This window comes from Candidatus Hydrogenedentota bacterium, assembly GCA_012730045.1.
Taxonomy (GTDB): domain Bacteria; phylum Hydrogenedentota; class Hydrogenedentia; order Hydrogenedentales; family CAITNO01; genus JAAYBR01.
The window spans coordinates 1-12,683 of sequence record JAAYBR010000153.1 but is presented as its reverse complement, the minus strand read 5'-3'; the positions used below and the strand labels follow the sequence as shown (position 1 = coordinate 12,683).

The window sequence follows — 12,683 nt, the reverse complement described above, 5'->3', positions numbered from 1 at the left end:
GAGTCAGTCCTGGGCGGACAGGCCGTATTTTTGCAGGCGGTAGCGCAGGGAGCGCGGCGTGAGGCCGAGCAGCGCCGCCGCCCGGATCTGGGAGAACCGCGAGCGCTCCAGCGCCTGCTCGATGTATTTGCGCTCCATGTCCGAGATGATGGCCTCCAGATTGACACCGCCGCCGGGCAGGTCGGCCAGGGGCGTTTCGGGCGGGGGCACATACTCCCGGATGGCGGGGGGGAGGTCCCTCGGCTCGATCCTCTCGCCGCTGAGGGCCAGCGCGCGCTCGACCACGTTCGCCAGCTCCCGGATGTTTCCGGGCCAGGAGTACCGCGCCAGGAGCGCCTCGGTCTCCGGCGAAAGCTCCTTTACCCCGCAGCCCATGTTCACCGCGTGCTTCTGGACAAAGTGCCGCGTGAGCAGCGGGATGTCCTCGCCCCGGTCCCGCAGGGGGGGGACATGGATGGGGATCACGTTCAGGCGGTAGAAGAGGTCCTTGCGGAAGTCCCCCTGCTCCACCATCTCCTCCAGGTTGCGGTTGGTGGCGGAGACGATGCGGACGTTGACGTTGATGGAGGCCGTGCCGCCGACCGGGGTGACGGAGTTGTTGTCCAGCACCCGCAGCAGCTTCACCTGGAGCTTCATCGGCATCTCGCCGATCTCGTCCAGCAGGAGGGTGCCGCCGTTGGCGACGACAAAGAGCCCCTCCTTGTCCTCGCCGGCGCCGGTGAAGGCGCCCTTTTTGTAGCCGAACAGCTCGCTTTCCAGGAGGGTTTCCGGGATGCCGCCGCAGTTGATGGCGACGAAGGGCTTTTCGGCCCGGAGGCTGAGGTGGTGGAGCGCGCGGGCGACAAGTTCCTTGCCCGCGCCGCTCTCCCCGTAGACGGCCACGGTGCTCGGCAGCCCGGCCACGCGCCGCACCATGGAGAGGACCTCGAGGAAGGCGGGGCTCTTGCCGACCATGTTCCCCGGATTGCTCCGGTGGGCCTGGTCCTTTCGGAGGGCCTCGTTTTCGCGGCGGAGATTGCGCTCGGAGACCACGCGCGCCACGCGCAAACGGATCTCGTCGTTGGAGCGGAAGGGCTTCTGGACATAGTCGGCGGCGCCCAGGCGCATGGCCTCGACGGCGGTCTCCACCGAGCCGTGGGCCGTGATGACCACCACGGGCATCCGCGGGTCGGCCTCGCGCATCCACGACAGCAGGCGCAGGCCCGCGTTGCGGTCGCCGCCCATGTGGAGGTCCGTCATGGCCGCGTCAAACTGCGCGCCGTCCATGGCCGCGCGGGCCTCATCGTCGCCGGAGGCGCAGTGCACCTCGTAGCCCGCGCTTTCGAGAACGATCTCGAGAAGCTCGCGCATGCTCAGCTCGTCGTCCACGACGAGCACACGGTGCCTTGCCGTCACCCTTGGGTTTCCTCCGGGCCCGACGCCGCCGTCCGGCCGGGTTCGTCTCCTTCCGCCGCGGCGGGGAAAGCCCTGGGAAGCCGGACGACAAAGACCGCGCCCCCCCCGGGCCGTGTCGCGGCCTGTATCGTGCCGTCATGCACCGCCGCGATCCTGCTGCAGACCGCGAGGCCCATGCCCACGCCGCGCTCCTTGTCAGTATAGAACGGCTCGAATATCTGTGCAACTTTGTCGGGGGGGATGCCGGGGCCGCAGTCCTCAAACCGGACCTCGACGGTGGTCTCCCTGGGCTGGACGGCGATGTCCAGCCGTCCCTCGCCCCCCATGGCGTCCGCGGCGTTCTGGCACAGGTTGATGAAGAGCTGGCGCATCTGGGTGGGGTCCGCGTGGACGCTCTCCCCCCCCGGCTCGGTGCGGACCTCCACCCGGACTCCGGGGTGCTTTTTCTCGAAGAGTTCGCGCATCTCCCCGGCGAGCCGGGCCAGCGACACCGTGGAGCGCCGGAGTTCGGGGTTGCGCGCGAAGTCGAGGAAGCCGGAGACCACCTTCTCCAGGTGGTCCGACTCGCGCAGGGTGATCGCCGTGAGCCGCCCGGCGGTCTGGGGGGGCAGGTTGCCCTTCCCAAGCTCCTCCATGGCCCCGCGGATGGAGGTCACGGGGTTGCGGATTTCGTGGGCGAGCTCCGCGGCCATCTCCCCGATGTAGGCCATGCGCGCCTGGACCAGCATTTCCTTGCGGATGCGTTCCATCTCCGTCAGGTCGGTGAACGAGACGATCAGGGTTTCCAGGCGCCCGTGCGCGTCGTAGAGGTGGTTCGTGCTGAGGCCGAGCAGGCGCAGCCCGCCCCGGCGTGTGGTGACGGGGCACTCGTAGCTGAGGTAGTCGCGGCCCTCGCGGAGCGCGGTGACCACGGGGCACTCCGAGCCGTCCTCGGGGACCAGTGCCTGGTCCACGGGCCGCCCCCGCAGGCGCGCCTCGTCAATGCCCAGGATGCCGCAGGCGGCGCGGTTGGCCCCCGCCACCACCCCGTTCCGGTCCACGAGGAGAAAGCCCCCGCTCATGTTGTCGAGGATTTCCCGCTGGAACTGCTTCATCCGGCTGAGGCGGAGGTTCCAGTAGCCGCTGATGAAGGCCGCGCAGAACAGCGCCACCCACTGGAGGGAAACGCTGTACCAGTGCTCGACGGGGGCTTTTGTGGAGAGGGTGCTGTCGAGCGACATCCACAGCAGGAGAACCGCCGCGCCCAGGGCGAAGAGGAATCCCTGGGCCAGCCCCAGCAGCACGCCCGCCTCAAGCACCACCACCAGCAGCAGGAAGACGAAGACGCTTTCCTGGCCCCCTGTGAAGCTCACCGTCGCGGCGACCACGCTGAAATCCAGGAGCATCTGTGTCCAGGTGAGGCCGGCGGTCACATGCGACGTGGCGCGCAGGGAGTGCAGGTAGGAGAGGCCGCACACGGCGGCGGCCAGATAGATGCCGATGAGAATGTTGTAGGCGAGGTCATCGCGCACGAGGGCGTGCGCCCCCCCGGCGATGAGGAGGATGGCGGCGGTCCGGCCCAGTCCGGCAAACCAGAGCCAGGCGGGCGGCCCGTCGTAGACGGGCCGGAGAAACGCCCCCGCCCGGCGCCAGACGGGGCTTCCCCCGGGCGTCTTCCGGCGCCTGCGGGCGCTCATGCGGCCCGCTCCGCGGCGGCGCCCGCCGCAGGGCGCGCCCTCAATCCCGGAGCCCCTTTTCCACGAGGTTCTGGAGCCCCTCCGGGTCCATGGTGCGCTTGAAGGCCATGTCCGGCGTGATGATGCCGCGGCGCATGAGCCGGTAGAGGGACTGGTTCATGGTCATCATGCCCTCGCCCTTGCCGATCTCGATCATGGAGGGTATCTGCTCCAGCTTCTCCGCGCGGATGAGCGAGCGGATGGCGGGGTTGGGGATCATGATCTCCATGGAGAGGACGCGGCCGAGGCCGTCGGCCCGCGGGATGAGCTGCTGCACGACCACGCCCTCGAGCACGAAGGAGAGCTGGGTGCGCACCTGCGCCTGCTGCGCCGAGGGGAACACGTCCACGATGCGGTTGATGGTCTGGAGGGCGTCGTTGGTGTGCAGCGTGGCGAAGGCGAGGTGGCCCGTCTCGGCCACCGTCAGCGCCGCCTGGATCGTCTCCGGGTCGCGCATTTCGCCGATCAGGATCACGTCGGGGTCCTGCCGCAGGATGCGGCGCAGGGCCTCCGAGAAACCGTTGGTGTCGGCGCCCACCTCGCGCTGGTTGATGATGGACATCTTGTGCGAGTGCAGGTACTCGATGGGGTCCTCGATGGTGATGATGTGCGTCTTGCGCTCGCGGTTGATCTTGTCCAGGATCGCCGCGAGGGTGGTGGACTTTCCGCTTCCCGTGGGGCCGCACACGAGCACGAGGCCCATGGGCTTGTGGGCGAAGTCGGAGATGATCCGGGGAAGCCCCAGCTGCTCAAAGGAGAGGATCTCGAAGGGGATCGTGCGGAACGCCGCCACGACGGACCCGCGGTCGCGGTAGACGTTGAGGCGGAACCGGCTCAGACCGTCAATGCCGAAGGACATGTCGCACTCGCGGGTGGCCTCGAACTCCGCCACCTGCTGCTCCGTCATCACGCTGTAGACGAGCTCCTGGGTCTGTTCCGGCGTCAGGCGGCGGTAGCCCGGCAGCGGCTCCACCGACCCGTGCACCCGGATCATGGGCGGGCCGCCCACGATGATGTGCATGTCGCTGGCCCCCTCCTGGATCATCTTGGTTAGGAGTTCTTTGATGCTCAGACTTTCGGCCATCGGGGCTCCCTTCTCTTGCGTTCTCCCGCGCGGTCACCGCCGGGGGGGGGTCAGTCGGCAATGGTGTGCTCGTGCACCTGTTCAAGCGTGGTCAGGCCCTGGGCCGCCTTGGAAAGGGAGTTCTGGCGCAGGGTCCTCATCCCGCACTGGATGGCCGTCCGCTTGATGTCCTGGGACGAGGCGCGCTTGAGCACCAGCGGCTGCACCTCCGGCCAGTTAAGCATGGCCTCGATCACGGCGACCCGGCCCTTGTACCCCGTGTCCTTGCACTTTGGGCAGCCACGCCCCCGCACAAACTGCGGGTTGGGGATGTAGTCGAAAGGCTGGTACTGGAAGCGCTCGAGCGCGTCCGCAGGCACGGTGATCGCCTCCTTGCACTCGGGGCAGACCCGTTTCAGCAGCCGCTGCGCCGCGGCCAGCGCCACGGAGGACTGCACGAGGAAGGGCTCCACCCCCATGTCAACCAGGCGGGGGAACACGCCCGCCGCGTCGTTGGTGTGCAGGGTGCTCAGGACCAGGTGGCCCGTGAGGGCGGCCTTCACCGCCACGTCGGCCGTTTCGCCGTCGCGGATCTCGCCGACCATGACGATGTCGGGGTCCTGGCGCAGGATCTGGCGCAGGGCCTCGGCGAAGGTGAAGCCGATCTGCTGCTTGACCTGCACCTGGTTCACGCCGAAGAGCTCGTACTCGATGGGGTCCTCAACCGTGACGATGTTGGTGTCCACCGTGTTCAGCTTGTGCAGGGCGCTGTAGAGGGTGGTGGTCTTGCCGCTGCCGGTGGGGCCCGTCATCAGGATCATGCCGTGGGGCATGCCGAGGGCGTGGTGGAAGGCCTCGGTGGGCTGCGGCTCAAAGCCCAGCTTGTCCAGGTCCAGGGTCAGGGTGGTCTGGTCCAGGACGCGCAGCACCACCTTCTCGCCGTATTTGCAGGGGAGGAACGCCACGCGGAAGTCAATGTCGCGCCCCTTGTAGCGCATGCGGCACCGGCCGTCCTGCGGGAGGCGGCGCTCGTCAATCCGGCATCCGGAGAGGATCTTGAGCCGGGCCACGATGTTTGGATGCATGGTCCTCGGGGGGGCCTTGCCCTCCTCCAGCGACCCGTCCACGCGGTAGCGCACGCGCACCAGCTTCTCGAACAGCTCGAGGTGCACGTCGCTCGCGCCGCGCTCGAGGGCGTTGAACATGATGAAGCGCGTCATGTTGCGCACCGGCTCGTCGTCCGCCCCCGCCTCCATGTTGGAGACGTCCTCCACCTCCTCCGTGATCTCCTGGACCCCGTCAAGCTCCTCGTCCCGCTCCGCCTGGGCCGCCGTCAGCGTCTTGAATATCTTGTCGGCCTTGCCGCCGCCGTAGTGGCGGTCTATGGCCTCGCGCAGCTCGCACATCATCGCCACGACCGGCTCGATCTCGTAGTTTGAGATCATCCGCAGGTCGTCCACGGCCATGATGTTGAGGGGGTCGGCCATGGCCAGCGTCAGCACCTCCCCGGTGAGCGACACGGGCAGCATCATGTACTGCCGGGCCAGGGCCTCGGGCACCTGGCTGAGCACCTCCTTGGGGATGTTGTAGTTGGCGACGCGGATGTGGGGGATGCCCAGGTGCTCGCTGATGGTGACGACGAGGTTTTCCTCGCTGAGGTAGCCCTTTTCCACCAGGAGCTGGGGCAGGCTGTGCCCGGTGGTGCGGTGGAGCTGCAGGCACTCCCGGATCTGGTCGCTGGTGACAAGGTGCTCGGAGAGCAGCATGTCCTCGAGTTTCTTCTTCTGCACTTTCATGGGTTCACCCGTCCTCCGCGGCGCCCGGGGGCGCTCATGCGGCCTCCTCTGCGCCGAGATGGCTCAGGATTTCCTGGGCCATCTCCACGCTGATGTCCTTTCCGATCAGCCTGGCAAACGCCGTGATTTTCCGCAGCGCGCCGATCATCTTGCGCACGTCGCCCGGCACGCGCATCGCGATGAGGGAGAGGATTTCCTCGGGAACCGGCACCCCCGCCCCCGCCATCTGGTGCTTGAGTATCTGCATGCGGGTTTCCCACTCGGGCGGCTTGAGCTCCGCCACGATGCCGCTGGCGAAGCGGGAAACCAGGCGCTGCTCCAGCAGGCCGAGGCGGTCGGGCGCCTTGTCCGCCGCGATGATGATCTGGCGCCCCTGCTGGTGGAGGGCGTTGAAGATGTGGAAAAACTCCTCCTGCGCCTCCACCCGGCCCCCGAGGAACTGGATGTCGTCCAGGATGAGCACGTCCCAGTGGCAGTAGTTCTCGCGGAAGGCGTCCAGCGCGCCCTCCGCCACCGCCTCCGCCATCCGGCGGGCGAAGTGGCTCGCCGAGACATACCCCACGCGCGGCGCGGGGGTCTTGGCCTTCTTGCCGCCGCCCGTCAGGATGGTGTTGCCGATGGCGCTGATGAGGTGGGTCTTGCCGCACCCGACGGTCCCGTACAGGAAGAGGGGGTTGTACTCGCCCCCGGGCCCGGCGGCCACGGCCTGCGCCACCTTGAAGGTGAAGGCGTTGACCTTGCCCGGGAAATAGTTTTCAAAGGTGAGCGACTCCAGGGGGATTTCCGAGTCCAGCGCGTCCATGATGCGGCCGTCCGACTCGTCCACCCGCGTCGCCTCGTCCGGGTCCGCGTCCGGCGCCAGGCCGAACGGGGCCACGGAGGCGTGCCGGTTCTTGCGCCGGCGCATGAGGTCGCGGCGGTTGTTCTCCGCCACCAGGTGCGACTCGATCAGCTCGGTGGTCTGCTTGACGGACTGCGTGGCCGCCTCGGCGATCTTCGCCAGCTGCGACTGCTGGCTCTCCTGGCTTTCCCGGGCCTCGCGGATGGACTGAAGCGTCGTCTGCGCGATGCGGGCCAGCTCCTCCTGCTGCGCCGTGAGGGCGTTCCGGCTTTCCCCGGCGATGGCCGACAGGGCCGTCTCCGCGACGCGGGCCAGCTCCGACTCCTGCCCCTTTTGGGCGTCCCGAAGCTCCGCCAGCCCCCGGTTCACCGCCTCCGCCAGCCGTTCCGCCAGGGCGGTGGCCGCCTCATTGCGGCTTTCCGCGTCGGCGGACTCGGTGCGCGCGAGGGCGGACTTCAGCTGGACGGTCATGCCGGCCATGGACTCCTCCACGGCGTGGGCCACGCCCTCCTGGAGGGCCTGCGCCAACAGGGAGAATTCCTGCTCCGACTGGGTCCTTGTTTCCGCCTGCCCCTCGAGCGTCTTGCGGAGGCTTTCGCCCAGCTGCTCCAGGGCGTCCCGGACCACCGCCCCCACGCTCTGGCTTGCGGCGTCGGCCCATTCCGAAGGGGAGGGGCCGTCGGGGGCGCGCTGCTGGAGCTCGTTCAGGGAGCGCAGCTCCGCGCTGACCGACGTGAGGGCTCCGCCCACCGCGGCGCCCACGCCGTCCTGGATGCCCTGCGCCAGGGCCGCGAAATCCGGCGGGGCCGCCGGCTCCTGTTCGGTCCCTTTGCGAATCTCCGCGGCCACCCCGGCCAGCTGCGCCGTCAGGGGCTGCATGGCCTCTGCAACCGCGGCGCCGAGCTGCTCCCGGAGCATGGCCGCCAGCCGGTCATCCCCGTCCCCGGCGGGGGCCTGGGGCCAGCTTTCCTTCAACCCGTCCAGGCTCGTGCGGAGTTCCCCCGCCAGCGACTGGATGGAACTTTCCATGGAGTCCCGAAGGGCGGTGGTCAGTTCGGCAAGGGCCGCCGCGCCGTTGTCGGCGGCGGGGGACGCGGCCCGGTTCTCGCGCATGGCCAGAAGAAGATCGGCCAGGTTTTCCTGCAGGCCCTCGCTGAGGGCGGCCCCGATTTGCCGGGCACTGTCGGCGGAGATGGTCTGCAGGCCGGCTCCCAGCCCGCGCGTTGGCGGGCGGGACGGGGCCGGCTGCATGTCCTCATCCTCGTCGTCCAGCATGCCCGGGGCGGTGTCCCTGGCCTTTTGCCTGGCCGCCCGCTCTTCGGGTGTTTTGGGTTTGGCGGGGGAGTGCTCGCGGGTCAGAATGGAGTATTCCGCGGAGCGCGGCACGGGGGCCTTCCCAAAAAGCCGCTCCGTGACAATTCTGAAATGGTCCCAAGAGCAGAGGATGGGCTTGATGCGCAGGTCCGGGCAGTGCTTCTGCACCTCCTCCAGCGCCTCGGCGTCCAGAGGGTTCACCATGGCCACCGTGAGGATGCGCGCCAGCTTGTCTATCGGCAGCACGTTCAGGCGGAGACAAATCTCCTCCGGCACCAGCTTGGTGAACTGCTCGTTGATCTCGTAGCCAATCAGGCTGACGTGCGGAATCTGGCACTGTTTGGAAAGAAACTCTGTCAGGCGGTCCTGGGTCAGATGACCGAGCTCCACCAGGATGGCGCCCAAGTACCCGCCCTTCTCCTCCTGCACGGCCAGGGCGCTTTCCAGTTGTTGCTGGGTGGCGACGCCCTCCTCCACGAGAAGAGAGCCCAGGCGCTTCTGTCCTTTTCCCTTGGACGGACCGGATGCAGGACGCATCATCGCCATGATGGAGCCTTTTCTCTCTCGGTTATGAGGGTCACGAACCCTCCATGCCACCCTGAAGTCAATTCCATTTTAGCACGTTCCAAGCCAGTGTTCAACGACAAAAACGGTCATTTTCGGCCCAAAAAGGGAAAGTTATTTCTTGACAAACCGGGAAAAACAGGGGGAAGAATGCGGGAAGGGGAGGAGAGCGGGGGGAAGAAGTGCCGGAAACCTCCCCGAAAAGAAGACGGTGCGGGCAAGGCAAGATATGGTATAAGAATGCGAAGCCGTACGGTGTTTGCCTGAAATGGACCGCTGGCACTAAGTGTTTCAGAGGCGGACAGAAGGGCGGGACGGCGCCAACAGGAGGCTTTTCCAGAATGGACCTGCTGAAGAAACGGATGGTGTGTTTCGTGAAGTTGTTGATTGCGACGGCGTGCGCCGCAGCGTTGCCGGCGTTGGCGCAGGAGGGGGATGAGAACGCAAAGGCCCTGCTGGAAAAGGCCATGCGGGATACCGCCGCGTTTTCCTCCCTGGGGGTGGATTTCTCCGCAAGCACCCGGGTGGTAAAGGCTTCTGACGGAGGAGACGAGGTGAATGAGGAGGAGTTCTCGGGGGAAATGCTGCTTCGCGGCACGACCGACCTGTATCAGCGGTTGTCTCAGAAGGGGGGCAACGGCGAGGTGCGGATCATCAGCAACGGGAAGGTGCACAATGTGTACCTGCCTGCGGAGAAGCGCGCGGACCGGCTGGAGCAGGAAGTGCCCAGGGATGTTCTGGTTAGCGCCGCCCTGGGCGGCCTGCTCAAGGCGCCGGGCATGTGGCTGGCTGATTATCTCCACGGGAACGCGGCGCTGGTGAACGACGCCCAGTCCGTGACCCATGCCGGCACGCGCGAGATCGGCGGCCTCGCCTGCGACGGCATCGCGCTTGCCTACGAGGGCTTTGATGTCATCGCCTGGCTTGCGCCGGGGGAGACGCGCCGGCTTGTCCAGCTCAATGCGGACCTTTCCAAGGGCGTCTCCGCCTCGGCGCACGGGGGAAGCAAGATCACCGCCGAGGTGGTGTTCCAGTTTTCGAACTGGCGCATTAATCCCGAACTCAAGGACGAGCAGTTTGTCTTCACGGCCCCCGAGGGGGTGAAGGTTCAAGACCGCAAGGAGCCCGAACCCGGCACCGGGCGGGAATCGTCCCTGAAGACGGGGAGCCCCGCGCCGGACTTCACCCTGCCGCTGCTCAAGGGCGGCGAGATGACCCTTTCCGCCGAAAAGGGCAAGGTCGTGGTGCTGGACTTCTGGGCCACCTGGTGCGGCCCCTGCCGCCAGGCCATGCCGGTCATTGAAAAAGTGGTGCACGCCCACGCGGACAAGGGGGTGAAACTCTACGCCATCAACCAGGCGGAGCCCCCGGAGACGGTCACCAAGTTCCTGGAGTCCAGAAAGATGGACATGCCGGTGCCGATGGACAAGGACGCAAAGGTGGGCAACCTCTACGGGGTGCAGGGCATCCCGTTCATCGTGGTCGTTGACCGGAAGGGGATGGTCTCCGAGGTCTTTCCGGGCATGCCGCCGGATTTTGAGAAGGTCCTGACGGACGCGGTGCAGAAGGCGCTGGATTCCTAACCCAAAGCCCCCTTGCGGAGGAGGAGCGCCGGAGTGGCCCCGAAACCGGAACTGATGACCACCACGCTGTGGGATTTTCCCTCACAGCAGTACGGCAACGAGCGCCAGGGGGACAAGAATTACCAGGGCGCGACACCGGCCTACATCCTGTGGAACCTGCTTCAGCGCTATACCAGGCCCAAGGACCTCGTGGTGGACCCCATGGCCGGCAGCGGCACCACGCTGGACGTGGCGCGCGATCTGGGCCGCCGCGCGCTGGGCTACGACCTCCAGCCGACCCGGCCGGACATCTTCCGCAGCGACGCGCGAAAACTGCCCCTGGAGGACGGGAAGGCGGCTTTTGTCTTCGTGGACCCGCCCTACTCCACGCACATTGACTACGGCGACGATCCCGCCTGCATCGGCAAGCTGCACGCGGGCGGACCGGAATATTACCGGGCCATGGAGGGGGTGCTCTCGGAAATCCACCGCGTCCTGCGGCCGGGCCGCCACATGGCGCTCTACGTCTCCGACTCCTTTGAGAAGGGGAAGCCCTTCATGCCCATCGGCTTCGAGCTGTTCCACCGGATGTGCCGGCTCTTCGAGCCTGTGGACATCGTTTCCGTCGTGCGCCGCAACAAGAAGCTGGACCTGAACCACTGGCACACCGCCGCGGTGGAGGGGAATTTCTTCCTGCGCGGGTTCAACTACCTCTTCATCCTGCGCAAGCCCGAGGCCGCCGTCGCGCCGCCCAGGCCGTCCGCCGCCCGCCCGCGGGGCGCGTCCGCCGGGCCCCGCCCGGAAAAGGCGAAGCGGCCGCCCTTCCCGGGGAAGCGGCGGCCGCCTGGAAAGCCGGGCCGGTCAGGGGGCCAGGGTTAGGCCCGCCAGCACCGGGAAGTGGTCCGTGGGATAACGCCCGTCCTCGTTGTACAGCACCGTCTCGCAGAACCGGGCGGAAACGTTCCCCCGGAAGAGCACCCAGTCAATCCGGCTCTCCTCCCCCCCCTTGGGCGCGGCAAAGGCCGACCAGGTGATGGGCGGCCCCTTCTTCTCCGGCGCCTCCACCCACGCATCGCGCAGGCCCGCTTCCATGGCCCGGGCATGGGGCGCGCTCGCGCCCGCCTTGGCGTTGAAGTCCCCGGTCAATATCACGGGCAGCGCCGGGTCCTCCTTCTCCAGCTCCCGGCAGATGACGCCGATGCCCTCCGCCCGCGCCTGCTCGCCCTTGTGGTCGAGGTGCGTGTTAACATAGGTGAAGAAACGCCCGGTCTCCTGGTGCTGGAAGCGGATGAGGGTGGCCATGCGCGTCAGGCTGGAGTCCCACGAAATGGACCCCGGCACCTCCGGCTGCTCGCTCAGCCAGAAATGCCGCACCAGCACCGGCGAAAGTTTCCGCGTGCGGTAGAGCACCGCCGTCATCTCGCCCTTGCCGTTGGGGTCGCGGCTCACGCCGACCCACTGGTACTCCGGCAGCCCGGCCACAATGTGCCGCGCCTGGAACTCCAGGCACTCCTGGAGGCCGATGATGTCCGCGTCCGCCTGCTTCACGCAGTTCACCACGATGTCCTTGCGCTTGGGCCAGGCGTTCTCGCCGTCCGGCGCGGTGCCGTAGCGGACATTGAACGACATGACCCGGAGGGAGACCTCCTGCGCGGCGACGGCACCCGCGAAACAAGCCAGCAGGATGAGGGCCACGGCTTTCTTCATAGCTTGAACTCCTTGTCTTTCCACAGTTCCGGCTCCGTGCCGCCCGAGGTGCCCCCCGCGGCGTCCACAAAGACCTTTCTTTCCAGTTTCTGGTTCACAAACCCCACCCGGGCGGCCGACCCGTCCGGATTGTCCCACCGGTGCCACACCGTCACGGAGGGAGAGGTGTACCCCGGCGTTCCCTGCTCGTATTCCGTCTCCGTCTCGTCCGACTCGCGGCCGAACCGCTCCATGACGTTTTCATAGGTCATGCCGTAAAGCAGCTTATCCACCATCTCACCGGTGACGGGCGCGGGCGCGGGCGGTTCGGGCGGCTCGGGGGCCTCGGGCGCGGGAGGCGCCGCCGCTTCGGGCGCGGCGGGGGGCGCCGGGGCGGACGGCACCCCCCGCAGCGCGATGAGCGCGGCCAGGCCCGCCGCCAGCACGGCGGCAATGATCCACACCCCTTTGTCGCCCACGGGAAAACCTCCTTCATGCTTCCGGGGAATTTCGTTTCCAGTGTAGCACGTTCACGACGTGTTGCAAAACCGCCAAGGCGCGGGCCGGATCGCCGGAGAAGGCGCTGTGAGAACCGTGGCGATGCCGAGAACGAGATGGCGTCGCTTCGCTGCTAATGAAGTAAGTCGGCGAGAACGCCCGCAAAGTAGACGCGCCATCTTGGCGCGTTCTTTGGGCCAACGAAAACCCCAAGAACGCGCCAAGATGGCGCGTCTACTTTTCCGGCCC

9 protein-coding genes are annotated in these 12,683 nt (G+C 67.3%); 2 read left to right on the top strand and 7 right to left on the bottom strand.

What is annotated here, in order from left to right; all coding sequences use genetic code 11:
- Positions 1-3: 3 nt before the first annotated feature.
- From GXY15_16520 to GXY15_16500, 5 genes are read right to left on the bottom strand one after another with little or no spacing between them, the layout of a single operon-like run.
- Positions 4-1,350 carry a sigma-54-dependent Fis family transcriptional regulator gene (locus GXY15_16520; GenBank protein NLV42817.1) on the bottom strand — a complete coding sequence of 449 codons (1,347 nt, stop codon included), beginning with the start codon at positions 1,348-1,350 and terminating at the stop codon, positions 4-6.
- Between the two features lie 41 nt (positions 1,351-1,391).
- On the bottom strand, positions 1,392-3,071 hold the full coding sequence (locus tag GXY15_16515; GenBank protein NLV42816.1) for a PAS domain-containing protein: 1,680 nt from the start codon (positions 3,069-3,071) through the stop codon (positions 1,392-1,394).
- A gap of 40 nt (positions 3,072-3,111) precedes the next feature.
- The gene (locus GXY15_16510; protein NLV42815.1) at positions 3,112-4,194 is read right to left on the bottom strand and encodes a type IV pilus twitching motility protein PilT; all 1,083 of its coding nucleotides are present in this window, start codon (positions 4,192-4,194) and stop codon (positions 3,112-3,114) included.
- Between the two features lie 50 nt (positions 4,195-4,244).
- Entirely contained in the window at positions 4,245-5,969 is a 1,725-nt protein-coding gene (tadA, locus tag GXY15_16505; GenBank protein NLV42814.1) for a Flp pilus assembly complex ATPase component TadA, read from the bottom strand.
- Positions 5,970-6,003: 34 nt separating this feature from the next.
- Complete coding sequence (locus GXY15_16500; protein ID NLV42813.1) at positions 6,004-8,670, bottom strand: ATP-binding protein; 2,667 nt, start codon at positions 8,668-8,670, stop codon at positions 6,004-6,006.
- A 1,028-nt stretch (positions 8,671-9,698) separates the two neighbouring features.
- Here GXY15_16500 and GXY15_16495 point away from each other — a divergent pair.
- A complete protein-coding gene (locus tag GXY15_16495) occupies positions 9,699-10,271 on the top strand; it encodes a redoxin domain-containing protein (protein NLV42812.1) in 573 nt (190 codons plus the stop codon).
- A 33-nt stretch (positions 10,272-10,304) separates the two neighbouring features.
- A complete protein-coding gene (locus GXY15_16490) occupies positions 10,305-11,129 on the top strand; it encodes a DNA methylase (protein ID NLV42811.1) in 825 nt (274 codons plus the stop codon).
- On the opposite strand, the gene GXY15_16485 is transcribed toward GXY15_16490, so the two are convergent.
- Both GXY15_16485 and GXY15_16480 read right to left on the bottom strand, forming a co-directional pair.
- A complete protein-coding gene (locus GXY15_16485) occupies positions 11,112-11,957 on the bottom strand; it encodes an endonuclease/exonuclease/phosphatase family protein (GenBank protein NLV42810.1) in 846 nt (281 codons plus the stop codon). The genes GXY15_16490 and GXY15_16485 overlap by 18 nt on opposite strands.
- Positions 11,954-12,415: a hypothetical protein gene (locus GXY15_16480; GenBank protein ID NLV42809.1), complete on the bottom strand. Its 462-nt coding sequence runs from the start codon at positions 12,413-12,415 to the stop codon at positions 11,954-11,956. The genes GXY15_16485 and GXY15_16480 overlap by 4 nt, the downstream gene beginning before the upstream one ends.
- Positions 12,416-12,683: the final 268 nt, after the last annotated feature.

Coding starts and splice junctions, on each gene's coding strand:
- GXY15_16515 (NLV42816.1), bottom strand. CDS start 3,071: ATGAGCGCCCGCAGGCGCCGGAAGACGCCCGGGGGAAGCCCCGTCTGG.
- GXY15_16500 (NLV42813.1), bottom strand. CDS start 8,670: ATGGCGATGATGCGTCCTGCATCCGGTCCGTCCAAGGGAAAAGGACAG.
- GXY15_16520 (NLV42817.1), bottom strand. CDS start 1,350: ATGCGCGAGCTTCTCGAGATCGTTCTCGAAAGCGCGGGCTACGAGGTG.
- GXY15_16510 (NLV42815.1), bottom strand. CDS start 4,194: ATGGCCGAAAGTCTGAGCATCAAAGAACTCCTAACCAAGATGATCCAG.
- tadA (NLV42814.1), bottom strand. CDS start 5,969: ATGAAAGTGCAGAAGAAGAAACTCGAGGACATGCTGCTCTCCGAGCAC.
- GXY15_16485 (NLV42810.1), bottom strand. CDS start 11,957: ATGAAGAAAGCCGTGGCCCTCATCCTGCTGGCTTGTTTCGCGGGTGCC.